20 protein-coding genes are annotated in these 17,242 nt (G+C 58.0%); 8 read left to right on the top strand and 12 right to left on the bottom strand.

The window, feature by feature from the left end; genetic code table 11:
• The first annotated feature begins 241 nt into the window (after nucleotides 1-241).
• Complete coding sequence (locus tag HU743_RS08545; RefSeq protein ID WP_186648100.1) at nucleotides 242-1,864, top strand: methyl-accepting chemotaxis protein; 1,623 nt, start codon at nucleotides 242-244, stop codon at nucleotides 1,862-1,864.
• Between the two features lie 185 nt (nucleotides 1,865-2,049).
• Here the strand turns inward: HU743_RS08545 and HU743_RS08540 are convergent, their stop codons facing one another.
• Nucleotides 2,050-2,355, bottom strand: a complete 306-nt coding sequence (locus HU743_RS08540; protein ID WP_186648098.1) for a PepSY domain-containing protein — start codon at nucleotides 2,353-2,355, stop codon at nucleotides 2,050-2,052.
• Nucleotides 2,356-2,510: 155 nt separating this feature from the next.
• Nucleotides 2,511-3,638: a glycerophosphodiester phosphodiesterase gene (locus HU743_RS08535; protein WP_186648097.1), complete on the bottom strand. Its 1,128-nt coding sequence runs from the start codon at nucleotides 3,636-3,638 to the stop codon at nucleotides 2,511-2,513.
• A gap of 217 nt (nucleotides 3,639-3,855) precedes the next feature.
• On the opposite strand from HU743_RS08535, the gene HU743_RS08530 reads away from it, so the two are divergent.
• Nucleotides 3,856-4,182: a DUF2025 family protein gene (locus HU743_RS08530; protein WP_186648096.1), complete on the top strand. Its 327-nt coding sequence runs from the start codon at nucleotides 3,856-3,858 to the stop codon at nucleotides 4,180-4,182.
• 126 nt (nucleotides 4,183-4,308) lie between these two features.
• On the opposite strand, the gene HU743_RS08525 is transcribed toward HU743_RS08530, so the two are convergent.
• A complete protein-coding gene (locus HU743_RS08525; RefSeq protein WP_186648095.1) occupies nucleotides 4,309-4,614 on the bottom strand; it encodes an antibiotic biosynthesis monooxygenase in 306 nt (101 codons plus the stop codon).
• Nucleotides 4,614-5,318, bottom strand: a complete 705-nt coding sequence (locus tag HU743_RS08520) for a CTP synthase (protein ID WP_186648094.1) — start codon at nucleotides 5,316-5,318, stop codon at nucleotides 4,614-4,616. The genes HU743_RS08525 and HU743_RS08520 overlap by 1 nt, the downstream gene beginning before the upstream one ends.
• A gap of 15 nt (nucleotides 5,319-5,333) precedes the next feature.
• Here HU743_RS08520 and HU743_RS08515 point away from each other — a divergent pair, with 15 nt between their 5' ends.
• Nucleotides 5,334-6,275 (top strand): LysR family transcriptional regulator, encoded by a 942-nt coding sequence (locus HU743_RS08515; RefSeq protein ID WP_186648212.1) that lies wholly within the window; start codon nucleotides 5,334-5,336, stop codon nucleotides 6,273-6,275.
• 153 nt (nucleotides 6,276-6,428) lie between these two features.
• On the opposite strand, the gene HU743_RS08510 is transcribed toward HU743_RS08515, so the two are convergent.
• Both HU743_RS08510 and HU743_RS08505 read right to left on the bottom strand, forming a co-directional pair.
• Entirely contained in the window at nucleotides 6,429-7,748 is a 1,320-nt protein-coding gene (locus HU743_RS08510; protein WP_186648093.1) for a PAS domain-containing methyl-accepting chemotaxis protein, read from the bottom strand.
• Between the two features lie 242 nt (nucleotides 7,749-7,990).
• The gene (locus HU743_RS08505; protein ID WP_186551478.1) at nucleotides 7,991-8,599 is read right to left on the bottom strand and encodes a TetR/AcrR family transcriptional regulator; all 609 of its coding nucleotides are present in this window, start codon (nucleotides 8,597-8,599) and stop codon (nucleotides 7,991-7,993) included.
• 213 nt (nucleotides 8,600-8,812) lie between these two features.
• Between HU743_RS08505 and HU743_RS08500 the strand changes: the two genes are divergently transcribed.
• Nucleotides 8,813-9,868 carry an MBL fold metallo-hydrolase gene (locus tag HU743_RS08500; protein WP_186648092.1) on the top strand — a complete coding sequence of 352 codons (1,056 nt, stop codon included), beginning with the start codon at nucleotides 8,813-8,815 and terminating at the stop codon, nucleotides 9,866-9,868.
• Nucleotides 9,869-9,878: 10 nt separating this feature from the next.
• On the opposite strand, the gene HU743_RS08495 is transcribed toward HU743_RS08500, so the two are convergent.
• The 4 genes from HU743_RS08495 to HU743_RS08480 all read right to left on the bottom strand — a co-directional run bounded on the left by HU743_RS08495 (nucleotide 9,879) and on the right by HU743_RS08480 (nucleotide 11,776).
• Entirely contained in the window at nucleotides 9,879-10,196 is a 318-nt protein-coding gene (locus tag HU743_RS08495) for a helix-turn-helix transcriptional regulator (RefSeq protein ID WP_186634828.1), read from the bottom strand.
• Nucleotides 10,186-10,554, bottom strand: coding sequence for a type II toxin-antitoxin system RelE/ParE family toxin (locus HU743_RS08490; RefSeq protein ID WP_186648090.1), 369 nt, complete (start codon nucleotides 10,552-10,554; stop codon nucleotides 10,186-10,188). Before HU743_RS08490 ends, HU743_RS08495 begins: the two co-directional genes overlap by 11 nt.
• A 43-nt stretch (nucleotides 10,555-10,597) precedes the next feature.
• Complete coding sequence (locus HU743_RS08485; RefSeq protein ID WP_186648088.1) at nucleotides 10,598-10,915, bottom strand: XRE family transcriptional regulator; 318 nt, start codon at nucleotides 10,913-10,915, stop codon at nucleotides 10,598-10,600.
• Nucleotides 10,916-11,008: 93 nt separating this feature from the next.
• Nucleotides 11,009-11,776, bottom strand: coding sequence for a helix-turn-helix transcriptional regulator (locus HU743_RS08480; RefSeq protein ID WP_186648086.1), 768 nt, complete (start codon nucleotides 11,774-11,776; stop codon nucleotides 11,009-11,011).
• Nucleotides 11,777-11,887: 111 nt separating this feature from the next.
• Here HU743_RS08480 and HU743_RS08475 point away from each other — a divergent pair, with 111 nt between their 5' ends.
• From HU743_RS08475 to HU743_RS08460, 4 genes are all read left to right on the top strand, one after another.
• Nucleotides 11,888-12,703, top strand: a complete 816-nt coding sequence (locus HU743_RS08475; RefSeq protein WP_186648084.1) for a sulfite exporter TauE/SafE family protein — start codon at nucleotides 11,888-11,890, stop codon at nucleotides 12,701-12,703.
• A gap of 71 nt (nucleotides 12,704-12,774) precedes the next feature.
• Complete coding sequence (locus tag HU743_RS08470; RefSeq protein ID WP_186551471.1) at nucleotides 12,775-13,137, top strand: hypothetical protein; 363 nt, start codon at nucleotides 12,775-12,777, stop codon at nucleotides 13,135-13,137.
• Between the two features lie 33 nt (nucleotides 13,138-13,170).
• Entirely contained in the window at nucleotides 13,171-13,863 is a 693-nt protein-coding gene (locus HU743_RS08465) for a hypothetical protein (protein WP_186648083.1), read from the top strand.
• Between the two features lie 111 nt (nucleotides 13,864-13,974).
• On the top strand, nucleotides 13,975-15,165 hold the full coding sequence (locus HU743_RS08460; protein WP_186648082.1) for a hypothetical protein: 1,191 nt from the start codon (nucleotides 13,975-13,977) through the stop codon (nucleotides 15,163-15,165).
• 8 nt (nucleotides 15,166-15,173) lie between these two features.
• Here the strand turns inward: HU743_RS08460 and HU743_RS08455 are convergent, their stop codons facing one another.
• A complete protein-coding gene (locus tag HU743_RS08455; protein ID WP_186648081.1) occupies nucleotides 15,174-16,160 on the bottom strand; it encodes a hypothetical protein in 987 nt (328 codons plus the stop codon).
• A 276-nt stretch (nucleotides 16,161-16,436) separates the two neighbouring features.
• Complete coding sequence (locus tag HU743_RS08450) at nucleotides 16,437-16,946, bottom strand: Bro-N domain-containing protein (RefSeq protein ID WP_186648080.1); 510 nt, start codon at nucleotides 16,944-16,946, stop codon at nucleotides 16,437-16,439.
• Between the last annotated feature and the right edge of the window lie 296 nt (nucleotides 16,947-17,242).

Raw genomic sequence — 17,242 nt, 5'->3', positions numbered from 1 at the left:
TTTTCAGGTTCACCCGTGCGGCATCATCGCAACCTGACATGACCGTTTCATGACAACAAAATGACGTCAAATCAAAGCGTTACCGACTGTCGGAAGTTTCTCAAGAAGCGCTCTGGCGCGCCGACTTCAGGTGCGTTAGGTTGCGCGCCATTGGCTTTCGCCAAGGTTCGTCGACAGGGAAGTCCGGCCCTTTTTCACGCCCGTTCGAAGCGTGTCTCATCCCTGTCTTGAGTACCTTGCAATGCTGCAAAAATCCCTGAGAGCGCAAATTCTCGCCCTGCTGAGCGGTAGCCTGTTGGCGGTGCTGTTGATCGCGCTGGCCTGTTTTCATTTCCTGTCCAGCGGCGTACACAGCTATAGCCAGTTGATCGCTGGACCGTTGCACACCTCGCAGCTCATCGATGAGGCCAACCTGCAATTCAAGGTGCAGGTGCAGGAATGGAAAAACGTTTTGTTGCGCGGCAAGCAGCCGGCGGACCTGGCCAAATATTGGGGCCAGTTCGAAGAACGCCAGCGCGATGTGCAGAACCTGCTCGGCGAACTCGCCAGCCAGAAGGGCATCGACCCAAGCCTGAAAACGCGCATCGAACGTCTGCGTGACGAGCACCATCAGTTGGGCGGCGCTTACCAGAAGGGCCGTGACGCCTACGTGGCGGCCGGTGGTGAAGCGGCGGCCGGCGACGCTGCTGTCAAAGGCCTCGACCGCGCCACCAGCGAGCAAATGAGCGAACTGGTCGCCGAGTTGCGTAAGCAAGGCACCGCGCAGTCGGCACTGATCAGTGCCAACGCTGATCGCACGGTGTGGCTGGGGCTGCTGGTGATGCTGGCGTCGGGTCTGCTGATCGGTTTGCTGAGCCTGTGGCTGATTAACCGCAATCTGATCGAGCCGATCGGCAAACTGATTGATTACGTCAGCCGATTGAGCCGTGGCGAACTGGCCGAACGGGTGGTCAGCGAGCGTCGCGATGAGCTGGGGAATCTCGCTGCCGCCGCGAACACCCTGCGTGATTTCCTGGCGGATACCTTCAGTCGATTGCAGCGCAGCGCCAGCGAGCTGGACAGCGCCAGCGGCGAGTTGAACGCGATCGCCACGACCATGGCCGGCGGCACCAACGAGCAGTTCAACCGCACCGATCAAGTGGCCACGGCGATGAACGAAATGTCCGCCACGGCCCAGGAGGTTGCCCGTCACGCCGCCGATGCCGCGCGTGCCGCTGACGATGCCGATCAGTCGGCGCAGCAGGGTGAAAAGGTCATGCAAACCACCATTCGCTCTATCACACAGATGCGTGGCGAGATCGCCAACACCGCGACGGTCATCCGTCGTCTGGAAGCCGACAGCGGCCGTATCGGCAAGGTGCTTGAAGTGATTCGCGGCATCGCCGAGCAGACCAATTTGCTGGCGCTCAACGCGGCGATTGAAGCGGCACGGGCCGGTGAGGCCGGGCGTGGTTTCGCCGTGGTCGCCGATGAAGTGCGCAACCTGGCGCAGCGCACCGCCGAGTCGATCATTGAGATCAACCAGATCATTCAGAACGTGCAGACGGGGGCGGTGGACGCCGCGCAGGCAATTGAAAGCGGCCAGTCGCGCAGCGATGAAAGCGTCGAGCAGGTGACGCAGGCCGGAGCGATGCTGGAGCGCATCACCCTGGCGGTGGAAGCGATTCGCGACATGAACCGTCAAATCGCCACGGCGGCAGAAGAGCAGACTTCGGTGGCCGAGGACATCTCGCGCAACCTGACTGAAATCACCGCGATTGCCAGCACTAACCTGGACAACGTGCAGCGCACCGAGAGTGCCAGTCAGAATCTGCACGGTTTGTCGGGGCAGTTGAATGAGGTGACGGCGCGGTTGAGTGCTTGATTGCGAGTCTAAGCATCTGCGCAACCCTTTGTAGGAGTGAGCCTGCTCGCGATAGCGGTAATTGAGCGACATCAATATTGACTGTTCCACCGCAATCGCGAGCAGGCTCACTCCTACAATGATTTTTGCCGGCCATAAAAAAGCCGCACGATCATTAAATCGTGCGGCTCTTTATCAGCGATCTATCAAGTGTCTTGCTTGTCGCTCAGCACTTTACCGGTGGTGGCATCAAAGTCCACGTCGAACTCTTTGCCGTCAGCGGTTTTCAGTTCAACTTCGTACTCATAACCGTTGAAATGGTTATCGATATCGGTGTCGGTAATCGTTGCGCCCGGGTGCAGTTTCAGCGCTTCGGTGTTCATCGATTCCAGCGATTTGATTTTGCCGTCCTTGACCAGTTGCGGCACTTGGTCGATGCGAACATCAGCCTGAGCCAGGCCGGCGGTGAGGGTCAGGGCAGCGGCAGTAAACAGGGCAGTCAAAGTTTTCATCGGGTCATTCCTTGGTTGTGCGTTGAAGTGGTTGATCTGTGTAAGTGGGTTCAGATTAACCAGCGCAACTTAATTCACCCTTAATCCCGGCATCGCGAGCAACTTGCTCTTGTGGGAGCGAGCCTGCTCGCGAAAACAGGCAACTCGATTGCTGATCAGAAACCGTTGTTCTTCAATACCTGATCAACACTGCTAAACGCGGGACGCTTATAAAACTTCAACAGTTCGCTGGCGCGATTAGTAAAGATGCCGTCGACGCCGGCGGCCATGACTTTCTCGAAGTCCACCGGCTCGTCAACCGTGTAGACATGCACCAGCAGGCCTTGGTCATGGGTGTACTGGTTCATCCACGGTTGCACCAGATCGGAGTAGCTCTGATCGCCGCCATGGGTCAGCTTCGCCGACGGGCCGGTGCCGATGGCGCCCTGGGCCTTGGCGTAATCGATCCATTGCTTGAACTCGGCTTCGGATTTCGGCTCCTGCTTGCCGTAGAACGCGTTTTTGTCCTTTTCGCCGGACGCGGCAAAAGTCACGCTGGATTTCGGCTCGATGCTGCCTTCGCCGACCCACAGCAGGAGGATTTTCGGCACTTGCGGCATTTCTTTTTCCAGCAGTTCGAGGCTGGACTTGTCGAAGGTCTGCAGGATCACCTTGCCTTTGCCCTGACCGACGCCCAATGCGCTTTTCGCCAGTTTGGACCCAGCCGGGCTGAGCCAGCCGCGATCCTGCAGCTTTTCCTTCAGGTCATGTTCGATGCCGGGGAACAGTTGCGGCTCTTTGGTTTCGATGTACAGGCCCGGCTTGTGCTGCGGATTGGCGCGGGCGATGTCGATGATTTCATCGAGGGTGAGGATTTTCAGCCCGGCGTAGGACGCACGCGCGCGATCCGGGTACTTGGTGTTGAACCAACTGCCAGCATCGAGGGTTTTCAGTTCGGCCATGGTGAAGGCCGTGGCCGGGCTGTCCTTGCGTTCTGGAAACTTGCTGGCGACGTCAGTGGTGCGTTGCAGGTTGTCGTCGTGCAGGGCGAAAAGCACGCCGTCCTTGCTGCGCTGCAAATCCAGCTCCAGATAGTCAGCGCCGAGGTCGCGAGCCAGCCGGTAGGCGGCCGCGGTGGACTCCGGAGCATCAAAGGACGCGCCACGATGGGCGATGACCGCCGGGTGCGGGATGCCATGCGCCGCAGCGATGGCCTTGGGTTCGGGATGGGTGTCGGCGTGCGCCTGACCGAGGCCGAGCAACAGACTCAGCACCAAGGCGCTTTGGGTAAAAGTGGCAGGCATGGTCGAGTTCCTTTCGCAGGTTTTTTCAAGACGTACGTTTTAACAACTGAATCGATGGCGTGCTAGCGCAGGACCGACATAAACGTATTAAAAGCGATTTTTCCTGCACTTTTGTGGTGCCGTTTGCAGTACGCTTGGCCTCGGCAGACGCCCCGGCAGAGGGCGCGCCGCAGTTGCCCTGCGTGTAAACCATCGATCATCTTTCGTGAGGTTTACCATGCGCATCACCTCCCAACTCATCTGCCAGGCCGCCGACGATCTCAAGGGCTTCGTCGGCCTCAACCGCAAGACCGGCCAGTACATCGTGCGCTTCAGCGAGGATTCGTTCGGCATGGACGTGGCCGATGACGGCATCATTGCGGCCAGTGAATTTGTCTGGGCGCCCGTTTCGGCATCGACCATGACGTTGAAGCGTGAGTTGATTCAGTTATTGCTGGACCAACACATCGACGACCGGATCAACATCACCGAGCCGTTGCGGGTTTACATGAGCAAAGTCGAGGTGCCGCAGATCGTTGCGGTGCGCAGTCTGGTGCGAGGCTGAGGTTTTGTAGCGCGGATGCGGGCCTCTTCGCGAGCAGGCTCGCTCCCACATTGGATCTGTGGCGTTCACACAATCCCTGTGGGAGCGAGCCTGCTCGCGAAGGCGGCTTGGTTGGCGCCGCCATCCTCACTGTCCGGATGCATATTCCCGCTCAACCCGGCACACCCGCGTATGAAACGCCGAATACCAGTGCGAGCGCCCACGCGCCTGAATCGCCTGATGCTCGGGATGATCCCGCCACGCCAGAATGGCCGCCTCGCTCTGCCAATACGACACGGTGATGCCATGGCCGTCCGCGCCTCGAACCGATTCCACGCCAAGAAAACCCGGCTGCTCGCGCACCAACTCAGCCATGCGCTGCGCCGCTGCGGCATAACCGTTGTCACCCTCGGTGCGGGTCGAGGTGAAAATCACCGCAAAGCAAGCGGTCATCAACGTAGCTGCCCGCAGGCTTCGACAAACGCCCGAACCAGCGGCGGCACTTGTCCCGGCAGTGCTGCGCGTTCCGGCTGGAACAGCGTAGCGACGAAGAACGGATGATCTTTCAGTTCGACAGCGCGCAGATCACCTGCTGAATCATGGCCGACCGCATGTAGCCGATCGCTCAACAATGTTTGTTCGAACTGTGGATTCACACCGTAGCGACAGCGATAGCCTTCCTCGATTTCAGACGTTTCGTACGCCTTGGCGATCAACGAACCGGGCCGCAGATGGATGCTGTCCACGGCTTCGACCAGCGAGCAGGCCAGCGGCGTAAGTACGGCGCGATCTGATTTTGGCGATGTTTCGCCGTGTACCGCATCGGTCCAACCCAGAACATTGCGCGAATATTCCAGAATCGCGTGCTGAAAACCGCCGCAGGTGCCGAGGAAATGACGCCCTTGTTCGCGGGCAAAGCGAATGGCGCGCAGTGCGCCTTGTTCACTTTTGTAGGGGCTGGCCGGCACGCACCAAAAACCGTCGTAGAGATCGAGTGCTGTGTCGGCGTGGATCTGATCGGTGGCCAGCCAATCGAATTGCACGGTGCGCCGCAGATCTTCGGCGATCCGTTCGAGAGCAACCGGGATGGCTTGGTGGGCGGTGACCTGCGGGTCGTAGTCGCCAATCAGGGCGATGCGAATGGCGCGATTTTCCATGGGATTTCCCTGCGCTTGCTGATGGATGGTGCTCACTATAGATTGGCGCTCACGCACTCAATATTGGCGTTTACCCAAGTGATCAATGCACAGACGCACTATCGACTCGACTATGCCGATCTGGCGCTGATTCTCGCATTGGTGCGCGGCACCTCACTGGCACGCGCTTCCCAGTTGCTGCGGGTCGACGTGTCGACGGTGTTTCGCGCCGTGCGCCGACTGGAGTCAGCGCTTGGCCAGCAACTATTCGAAAAAAGTCGCGCCGGTTACCTGCCGACCACCCTGGCGCAAGCGCTCGCCGAGCAGGCCGAACGCGCCGAGCAGGCATTGGAAGCGGCGCGGATCGGGGTTGAGCAGGGCGGGCAAGTGGTCAGTGGCACGGTGCGCCTGACCTGCACCGATTCGGTGTTGCAAGGCTTGTTGCTCCCGGCGCTGGCGCAGTTCATGCCCAACTACCCGGCGCTGACGATCGAATTGAGTACCTCAAACGATTTCGCCAACTTGAGTCGTCGCGATGCCGACATTGCCTTGCGCTTGACGCGTACGCCACCGGAGCATCTGGTCGGACGGCAATTGGCGGAGATTTCCTACCGGGTCTGCGCCAGTCAGCGTTATCTGGAGAATGTTGAGGGGGCGGATCTGAGGACGCTTACCTGGATTGCCCCGGACGAGTTCTTGCCGGATCACCCAACCGTGGCCTGGCGGCGCCAGCACCTGCCCGGGGTGGTGCCGGCTTATCGCTGCAACAGCATGCTGAGCGTGACGCAACTGGTTCGCGCCGGCCTCGGCGTGGCGGCATTGCCTGACTTTCTGATCAACGACGGATTGCAGGCGTTGAGCGAACCCTTGCACGGTTACGACACGGCGCTGTGGCTGCTGACTCGGCCCGATTGCCGGGCGTTGCGTTCGGTGGTGACCCTGTTTGATGAACTGGGGCGGGCGTTGCGCCTGCCATAAAGCGCGTTGCTCATGCTGGCCTCTTCGCGAGCAGGCTAGCTCCCACAGGGGATGTGTGAACGCATGTGGGAGCGAGCCTGCTCGCGAAGGCGGCACCTCGGTTCATCGCTGGCCACCCTCTTGATCCCACCTGCGAACCCAAGCCAGGCCCCGTCAGCCCGGCACTCGCTCGTTGGCAAACATACTCACCGCATCCACCGCCTCACTGGCGCCATCGCGAATCTGCAGAATCACCGTACCCGCCTGATTCGCCAGCGCCACGCCTTCAGCCGCGCGTTCGCGGGTGCCTTCCATGCTTTTGATGGCCTGCCGGGTTTCGCTCTGGATCAAGCCGATCATGCTGGATATCTCGGCCGTGGAGCCGCTGGTGCGCGCCGCCAGTTGGCGCACTTCATCGGCGACGACGGCAAAACCACGGCCCTGTTCACCGGCGCGCGCGGCTTCGATGGCCGCGTTGAGGGCGAGCAGATTGGTCTGGTCGGCGATCGCGCGGATGGTATTGACGATGGCGGTGATCTGCTCGGAGCGCTCGCCGAGTTGCGCGATCAGGGTTGAAGACTGGCTGATGTCGTCGGCGATTTCGCGCATTTCGCTGGCGGCTTGCTGGATGACCTGAGTGCCTTGCTCGGCGACTTTCCGGGTCGCTACCGAGATGTGATAAGCGGCGCTGGCGCTGCGCGCGTCCTGTTCGTGCTGGACGACGCGCGTGGTTACGTCGGAGGCGAATTTAACCACTTTGTACAGCCGCCCCGAGGCGTCGTAGACCGGGTTGTAGTTGGCCTCCAGCCAGACGGTCTGGCCGCGTTTGTCCACGCGCTCGAATTGCCCGTGGAAGAATTCGCCGAGATTCAAACGCCGCCAGAAGTCCTGGTAGGCGCTGCTGTTGACCATTGCCGCTGGGCAGAACAAGCGGTGATGCTGGCCGCGGAGTTCGGCCAGGGTGTAACCCATGCGCGTCAGAAAATTCTGATTCGCCGTAAGGATATTGCCGTCGAGGTCGAATTCGATCACCGCCATTGCCCGGTCGATGGCCTGCAGCTTGGCATTGGCTTCGTTTTCCTGCTGGACCTTGGCGGTGACATCCATCGCGTACTTGACCACTTTCGTCACCCGTCCTGCCGCATCCTTGATCGGGTTGTAACTGGCTTCCAGCCAGATCGGCTGGCCTTTGCCGTTGACCCGCTCGAACGTGCCGGACTGAAATTGACCGTTCTTCAGGCGAGACCACAACTCACTGTACTGGGCGCTGCGTCCGAATTCCGGGGTGCAGAAATGCCGGTGCGGCTGACCGATGGCTTGGTCCGCGGTGTAACCCATGGTCTTGAGAAAATTGTCATTGGCCCGTAACACCACGCCATCAAGATCGAATTCGATCACCGCCATTGAGCGGTTGATCGCTTCAAGCAGTCCGGATTGCTCAGTGAGGGTGCGCTGCTGATCTTCGAGGGCGGCTTTGTAACGGTTGAAAAACATGCTTGCGATACTCGGAAAGTGGGGGAAATCGAAGGATTCAGTCCCTATTCCTGCGCCGGCAGACCGAAGTGCGCACAGGGCATTCGGCGATGACTGCTCAATGCCAGCGTTCCGTTACTGGCAGTTGGCTACTTATACAAAAGTTCATAAACTTGTACAAGAAAGGAATTTTTCGCGAGCTTGTATAACTTTTTACGAATTTAGTTGTACACCATTGGACGTTTCCTTGGCGACAAAATGATTCAGCGCTGATAACGCGCCAAGAACATGTCCAGTGCCGATTCCGCCACGCTGTGCTGCATCTCGATATCAAGCACCGCGCGCCCCATCGACACCTGCGGCCAGAACGCGAAGGTCTTGAGTAAGCCCTGCACCTGATGCGCGGCAAACTCCGGATCGACCGCCTGCAAGCGGCCATCGGCCTGAGCGGCGCGAATCCAGACGGTCAATCCTTCCTCACGTTCGCCCATGCGCTCGATCATGTTTTGCGCGCGCTCCGGAGAATGAATGGTCGCTGCAATCGCCACCCGAGCCAGGGTGAGGAAATTCTCATCGGCCATCATCTGCATTTTTTCTCGCAGCATTTGCCGCAACTGCTCGCGCAACGGCTGCTCGCGGTTGTAGCTGACCGATGGCTCGGCAATGATCCGCGCCCACAGCTGATTGAGGATCTCGGCGAACAACTCTTCCTTGCTGGGAAAGTGGTTGTACACCGTGCGTTTGGACACACCGGCGGTGGCGGCGATCTTGTCCATGCTGGTGATTTCGAACCCGTGACTGCGGAATTCGCTGATCGCTGCCTGAATGATGGCTTCGCGTTTACGGTCGGTGAGTCGCTGTGGGGCTGTCATGAGCAGGCTTCGGCAGGGGAAAGGAAATTACACTTGGCAGTTTACTTGGCATCGGCTTTGATGCAACCTAGGAAACTACACCGCTCAGTGTAATGCTGCGTTAATCCAAGCAGTCTAAAAACCGGGCAGTTCGGCCGATGCGTGCAGCTTGGCCTATTATCGTCCCAGCGTGAAAAACCGTGCGTGACACGGTTTTTCTGGAGTCATTCAGTCATGGCCAATCCAGTCTCTGTTCCGGATAACACTTCCACGCCTGAAGCCTCTCGTCAGGATCAGGGGTCGTTTCGCAACCACGCGCCCGTGCAGCGTGAAGGCGCGCGAAAAATGCTGCGGATTCTGTGGAACATGATCTTCCACAAACCACACAACACCCGACCTGCTGCGGCGATCCCGGTGCAGCCGTTGACCCGCGAAGACCTGCTGGCAGCGCCAAACCACAGCGTGTATCGCCTCGGCCACTCGACCCTGTTGCTGAAAATGCGCGACAAATTCTGGATCACCGATCCGGTCTTTGCAGAGCGTGCCTCGCCGGTGCAATGGGCTGGCCCGAAACGCTTCCATCAGCCACCGATCAGCATTGATGAACTGCCGCCGATCGAAGCGGTGATCCTCTCGCACAATCATTACGACCACCTCGACTACGAGGCCGTACTCAAACTCGCGGCCAAAACGACTTACTTCCTGACGCCGCTGGGCGTCGGCGACACCCTGATCAAATGGGGCATCGACGCCAGCAAGGTGCGCCAGTACGACTGGTGGCAGGGCACCGAAATCACCGGCATCCGCTTCATCGCCACGCCGTCGCAGCACTTCTCCGGCCGCGGCCTGTTCGATGGCAACAGCACCTTGTGGGCGTCATGGGTGATGATTGACGCCGACACACGCATCTTCTTCAGCGGCGACAGCGGCTACTTCGACGGCTTCAAACGCATCGGCGAACAATACGGCCCGTTTGACTTGACCCTGATGGAAACCGGCGCCTACAACGTCGAATGGCCTCACGTGCACATGCAGCCGGAAGAAACCCTGCAAGCGCACATCGACCTTAGAGGCCGCTGGCTCTTCCCGATCCACAACGGCACGTTCGACCTGGCGATGCACGCCTGGTATGAACCGTTCGACCGCATCCTCGCACTGGCGTGGGAGCGCAGCGTCGCCATCACCACGCCGCAGATGGGCGAGGCGTTCAACATTGTTCAACCGCAACGCGGCAGCGCTTGGTGGTTGGCGGTTGAAGGGGAAAGTGAGGTGGTGGCTCAGAATGCCTGATGGGTTCGCCTCAAGCGAATACCACCTCAATACGGCCCTCTTTTCGTGATCGGGGGGCCGATTTGACGACGATCTGCACATCTCGTCCGAGACGAGAAAGGCACTCCATCATTTTTGCCTCACTGATTCCGCGAAATTTGCCACGCAACATTTCGGAAAGCTTGGGTTGTGGAAGCCCCAAAATTTCCGACGCCTGAATCTGAGTGAGATGACGCGCCTTAATGATTGCGCCAATTTTTGCTGCGAGCTGCGACTTGACCTGCATTTCACTTGCATTGGGTAAGTCCAGATCTTGATAGACGTTTGCGCTGCCTACTTCAATCTCCATGGTTTTCTGTTCCTTTCGCATGTTCCTGAGCGGCTCGAAGTCTGTTTTTGATCAGATCAATGTCTGACTGGGCGGTTTTGATCCCGCTTTTCGACTTTTTCTGAAAGCAGTGCAAAACGTAGATAGCACTGCCAAAACGAACCGTATAAATGGCGCGGTAGGTGTCAGTGTCGAAGTCTTCTATCAACTCCAGGACACCCGCACCTCCAAACCCTTTCAATGGTTTTGCATCTGAAAACCTCAAGCCACATTGAGCCAGATCCAGTGCGTGACCAAAAACATCTTGTACCTCTGTGGGCATCTGCTTGAGATCTTTCTTGCTACTGCAGACCCACAAGAGCGGCTTCCTTGCACTCATGCGAAAATATACCTATTTAGGGATAAATACCAACCTCGTCTTTTCAATCAGCCATCGCATACTCTCCACGCCCCACTGATTCCGGATTCACCTCGTTCAAGCTTGCACGACGCCCCGGCCGAAATCCCGGAAAGAACACCAACCCCAGCGCCTCGAAGCGATAGGCCAGCGCCAGCCGCGCTGCATCCGCGACTTCCTGCTGTGCCTCGAATCGTTGAATGTCTTCAACCGGCACCTGCGCCTCGCGCGATAGCTGTTCCACGCTCCAGCCCAGCATCGCTCGGGCCTGGACACAGTGGGTCGGGGTGAACTGGAAAAGGGCAACGCGTTCGAGAATGTGGTTCATCGCAAGAGAGGCCATGGTGTGCTCCGGGCTCAAAAGTGCTGATTGAAAATGTACTGTGTTTTTGTACAGTTGTTTTTGGCCGGGATCAAACGCATTTTTTGATTTGCCCTAATTCGCCGCCTCCAACCAGACGGACGGCGCCTGACCAAGTACCCGTCGAAACATCGTCGAGAACGCCGCCGGGCTTTCATAACCGAAGTCCAGCGCGATCCGTGTCACCGCTTCGCCCGCCGCCAACCGTGCCAGCGCCTGCACGACGCAGGCTTGTTGCCGCCACTGGCGAAAGCTGAACCCGGTCTGCTGACGAAACAATCTGTTAAAGGTTCGTAAGCTTATGTGTAACTGCTCGGACCATTGCTGTGGTGATTGATGGGCGCTGGGCTTGTTCAGAAAGGTCTGACACAGACTGAGGAGTTTTCCTTCGGTCGGCATAGGAATGTGCAAGGGCAGGGGCGTACTCCGCTTCAGCTCATGTAACAGCAGGTTGATCAACGCTCCGTCGCGGCCCGCCAGGTCATAGTTCAACGGCACTTCAACCGCTTCCATCAGCAAATGCCGCAGCAGCGGCGACACGCTAACTACCTGACAACGCCCACCCAGATCCACCGTCTCAGGCTCGATGTACAAGCTGCGCGTACTCACCCCGAGCATCAGCACCTCATGGGCCATGCCCGGCGGAATCCACACCGCCCGCTGCGGCGGCACCAACCAGTTACCGTCATGGGTGCTGACCTGCATCACACCGCTGGCGCCATACAACAATTGCGCCCGACGATGCGTATGAAACGGGAGTAGGTGGCCGTGGGAATAATCCGTACCGATTGCCACGACCGAGCGGGGCGTGTCGTCCAACTCATTGATAGAGATATTGCGCATCGAACGGCTTCCAGCGATTGGCGTAAACGCAAACAGTATTGGCCGACTTGCTGAAGCAGGCCAGCCCTTGTCGGCCTATCGTCGTGCGCTCTCCATTCGCGGACGTTCACCATGTTCTATCTTTTGCTCACGCTCTTTGGCTGCCTGACCGGCATCTCCGCCGTGCTGTTCGGTTTCGGCGGCGGCTTCGTCGTCGTGCCGCTGCTCTACCAGATGCTCACCGCCAGCCACGCCGTCAACGACCCCATCGCGCAATCGGCGATGCACATCGCCGTTGCCACCTCGACCTGTGTGATGACCGTTAACGCCCTGGTCGCCACGCGCAAACACCACCGCGCGGGTAATCTCATGGCTGACTATCTGTGGCCTTTGGGCGGTTTCATCGCTGCGGGCGCAGTCGTCGGTGCAATCGCCGCGATGTGGGTCAGCGGTGCAGTGATCCGCTATGCCTTCATCGCCTACCTGAGCGTGACCATCGTTGACTGCTTGCTACGTCGCGGATTCCTAACGCAGTCCGAAGGTGTCGTACCACGGCGATTGAGCGCAACGGAAATATCCGCGGGCGGCGTAGGCATCGGCGCCATCGCGACGTTCCTCGGCGTAGGAGGAAGCGTCATGACCGTGCCGCTGCTACGCCGTTGCGGGCTGAGCATGTCGCAAGCCACGTCCATGGCCAATCCGCTGAGCGTGCCGGTGGCATTGGCCGGGACGTTGACGTACATGGCGCTGGCCGGGTTCACCGGGCCTGAACTGGGTGTCTGGTATGTCGGGTACGTGGACACGCTGGCGTTTGCGGCGCTGACGCTTGGCTCGTTACTGGGCATCAAATTGGCTGCGCCGTGGATAGGGCGGATACCTGACCGGACACATGCCCGGGTCTATATTGGATTGCTGGTTATAGTGATGCTCGGTATGTGGACACGATGAGCTATCGCTTGATTTCAACATTAACCCGAGGAACCATTCCCGAGGTTAAACAGAAAACAGGGGGCAAACTCATGTCGATCAGTGAGAGTGACTGGAAGAAATTCAAACAATTGCGCAAGATCGCGCTCGACCGTTTTTGCCAGGGCGTGCTCGCCGACACCAAGACAATCACCCAGCACGGTGCACTGTCGGCCCATGCCCGTTACGGCATGATTTACGGCTTGATCAATGATCGAAACCACGACATGGCTCGCATGTTCGATGGCCTGGCTCGCTCCTCCGCGTTGTGGAAACTGACCCTCATTGTCTCGCATGACTTATTGACCGACGCGGAGTTGTCGATTCTGAGCGAAGAAACGCAGAAACTGACCTCCGGTATCGAACGTCGGCAATACGAAATTGAATGGGTAGAAGAGATTGTTCGAGATGACTGACCCAGTGCCACCCGCGCTTCCAAGAGAACCCGTATGTTGATCTTCAATTGCACCGAAGCCGCCGGCAAGTTTTTCAGCCGTGTCCATAAAGGCAAAACAATCACGCCGGTGAGCGCTAAACCGCCGTCGCCAGTTATAGAAGACGATGAACCGAACAGCTTTGACGAACAGTGGCTAGTGCACGCGATCACCGTCCAGCGTAAGCATGTGCTGTTTGTCATTCATGTCAGAACGCGTTATTGCATGATCTTTGCCGATGCCAAAAGGGCTGACGCCGAAGGGTTTGTGGCGTGGTTTATCGAGCGCTGGCGGGAAGGGTTGATACGTGATGCGATCAATCATGACCTCATGCAATGGGCTGATGCCGGGTCGATGACGGACCGTTTTGAGCCGAGCTGCGCAGAGCATCGTTTTTATCGCCGCAGCCATCGCGGTGCACAAAAGCACATCGAACAAATCGCCTGGTTTTTCGAGGACTGCGCTGGGGAGTGGGGCTGTTTGCCCCAAGGCGAACGTGCTGCCATCGGTTTCGATGCACAAATGAACGCGCAAATTCGAAACACCAAGGAGCGCAAGGGTTACTTCAGGCCGGATGAAGAAATGATCGCCCACTGGTTGCGTCAGTACTGTGCTGTCGATGACGCGGGTGTCCGGGCTGCGCTTGCTCGACGCACGGAAGCAAAGCGGGAGATTCGTGCGTTTGAGGACGGGTTGCGTGTGAACTGATCGAGTGATGGCGCTCGATTCCAGAACAACTCCTCGCCATAATCCGCTTCCTTATTTTCGGCCCCGACGTTCCAGTGTCGGGGCCGCCCTACCTCTTTCAAGGATCGATCAATGCTCAAGGGATTGAGGCGCCAGGCGCTCTGCGTCGCGGCGCTGTTCTCGGTGATTTACACCGCTCACGCTGATGACCGTCAACGTGTATTCACCGGCACGCTGGGAAAAACGCCGATCGTGCTCGAACTCAATACCCAGCAGCAGGACGAAGTCGTCGGTCGCTACTTTTACGAGAAATACCATCGCGACCTGCTCCTCAGTGGCACTTTGCATGAAGGCACGCTGAGCCTGATAGAAGGTGAAAACCGCTATGGCGAAGAGCAGCCGCTGCCAACGTTAAAGCTGGAAGAGACCGCCGATGGCTTGCAGGGCGAATGGCAAAGTCCGAAGGGCAAGAAGCTCCCTGTGAAGTTGGTCGAGGCCAAAGTTCCTGCGCCGACATCAACAACGTTGCCGTTCATTGCTACGTTGCAGCACAGCAATCCGTACGAGTATTTGCGCTTACAGGGGCTCAAGCTCAAAGCCGCGAAGAAAGAGCACTTCATGGGTTACGAACTGCAGTGGTGGACGGAACCTGAAACAACGATCTCGCTGTTCAGCATTGAGTCCGGGTTACCCAAAGATGAGCGACAGCAAGTCAATCAACAGTTGCTCGCCAGACTCTGGCAAGAGGTTATCCGTTATCACGGTTGCCTGATGCAAGGCGGCGTCAACACCGACTTCCTGCAGCAAGTCGAACCAAAACTGATCTCCCCCGCAGTGGTCAGCCTGAACGTTTCCACCAGTTATTATTGCGGTGGCGCGCATCCGGATTTTGGTGACTCACCGCTCAACATCGATGTAAAAACCGGTCATCCGCTATCGCTGGGCGACGTGTTATGGGCAGGAGAAGGCGCGCCAATTCTGCATGCCGACCGCGACAGCCCAGGTGACCAGCCGCTGAGCACCGCGCAAAGCGATGCTTACTCAACGTATCAGCGCGAAGTGCTGGTGCCTTGGCTGATCAAACAGTTCACCACACTCCGCCCCAATGAAATGAAGAAGCCCACAGAAGGCGATGACAACACCTGTGACTACAGCGATGAAAGCATTTGGGGGTATTCACCTTGGTACTTCACCGAGAGCGGCCTCTATCTCAGCCCGTATTTCGCCCGAGTAGCCCGCGCCTGCGACGCGCCCGACTGGTCAATCCTGCCGTACTCACTGGTCAAACAACACCCCGGCGCCGTCAAGCTGCAACTGCCCTGAACTAACCCTCACTCCAGACCCGGCGCTTCACGAATGATGAAGTGATCCAGGTTCTCGATATCGGCATTGAAGACCTCGAAAGGCTTTTCGGGGTTCTTCTTGCCCGGCACCTGCTTCAACTCCGGCGTCACCCCATAGAAGAAACAGAACAACGCCTTGTCGCTATCCACCGCGTGCTTGATCTCCTCCAGAAACGCCTTGCGCTTGCGGTAGTTGTCGATCAGCTTCTTGTTCAGATAAACGCTGACCGGATACGGCTTCTTCTTACTGTCCTCGGGCTTCTTGAACCAGACCTTGTCCTCGAAATCGATACGAAAACTGGCACTGTGGAAATCCTCGATCTTCTTGATCCGCCCCCAGTAAATCAGCCCCTTGTTGTCCGTCAGATACTCGATCTTCTTGAAGAACGAACTGTACGGCGCCGTATGCTCGCCAATCTTCAACGGCATGCGCTTGAGCAAATCCTTGTCGGCGAAGTTGGAAACAAAACACTCCACCGGATGGGCAAACACACTGGTCTTGTCCGGCGCCGACTCACGCCCCGACGACTCTTTACCCGCGTCCGCCGCCACCCGAACCGGATCATCCCGCAACACATCTGCCGCCCCCGCTGGCGCAGCCGGCTTGCGCACGTACTCACGCCGGGTAAGCAACAGCTCTGACGGAAAGTGTTCCTCACGCGCGTCATCCGCCTCGCCATCCGCCGTATCAACGCCAGACGGCGACGCCTTCAAACTCGCGTACGGACAACCCGCCACATGCTGCGTAGTGGGCAGATTCTTGAAGTGCGGCGTGCGCACGTAATTCACGTTCTTGGCGTTGAACGTACCCAACTCGTTGGAAGCCTCGAACGCCGAACGACAGGCATCGTTGGGGCACTGGAAGTGTTCCTTCGCAGAGTCAAACGCCACCGTCTCATCGAAATTGAGATCGCGAACGTCATAGATCGACAACTTGTCGTCGAGGCTGAGGCAGTAGGCGAGATCGAATTTCATGGTGGGGCTCGGATCCTTGAGTGGGGGGAGGGGTATTAATAGCGGGAGGTGGCGTGGGTTGCACTGATTGTTTTCAGGATGATGCGGAATCTGTGGGAGGCAGTCTGCTGGTGATCCTCGGCGGGAGTGTCAGATTCCAATGCTTACCCGCCATACAGGCCACACATCGCCCCTGTGGCGAGGGAGCTTGCTCCCGCTGGGCTGCGGAGCAGCCCCAAGCATTTGGAGACACAGAAAATCCGCTGCTTGAAAACTCAAACAGCGGACTCTAAACCGTCAGCCCCCACGCAACATTCGTGAAGCCTTACGCCACCAGGACTCAGGACGATTAAACGGATCACTCGCCAACAAACAAGGCATATCCCGCAACCGAATCCACGGCTCGTCCTGCCAGTGCAAAGTACTCAGCGACATCTGCGGCCAGCTTAAAACACTCAACGTCGGCCGCTCTACAGAGCTCGACGGACGAGCATCACGCAGCGTTGGCACAACCTGAAGCGTCACCCACTCACGAAGCTGTCGGTACTCAGGACAGTAGTGATAGATCAACAAGGCGTACACGCCGGACTCACTCACCATCCACTGTTCTTCGGCTTCACCGAAAAGCTCCACGCACATCAACTGACGCTGATCAGCGTCGAGTTTGCGCAACTGGCGCGCATCAAGGTGTTTACCCATCAATCGCCCCAGATCAGGGACGCAGAACCAAGCCTGGTTCTCCACCAGAAGGGCATGCAGGTGTGCTTTGTTGCGAGAAAATCGAGTCGGTAGAAGTGGATCAGACATGGCAGGCCTCCGGGGTCGGAAGCGACGAGGGCGTTGTTCGAGTACAGCGATTTACCTTCATCATGAAGGTTTGATATCCAGGCATTTCCATTTACCTCTGGCTGCTTTCTTAGGGCATTCGTTAGGGTGTCGGGAGCTAAGAAACCCACCAGAGACGGGCCGGACATATTCCCCTTTCGGGTCTTGTATTCGCCCACTCCCGACATAACGGGATTTTTCGCAGGCGTAGGGAAACCGCAGACGAAAAAAAGCCGCATGACTGTCGGGTGCGGAGGACCGCTCTGGTTTGTAGAGTT

The organism is Pseudomonas sp. SWRI99 (assembly GCF_014270125.1).
GTDB classification, from domain to species: domain Bacteria; phylum Pseudomonadota; class Gammaproteobacteria; order Pseudomonadales; family Pseudomonadaceae; genus Aquipseudomonas; species Aquipseudomonas hamedanensis.
The sequence above is the reverse complement of the archived record's forward strand: the minus strand, read 5'-3'. Positions and strand labels throughout refer to the sequence as shown.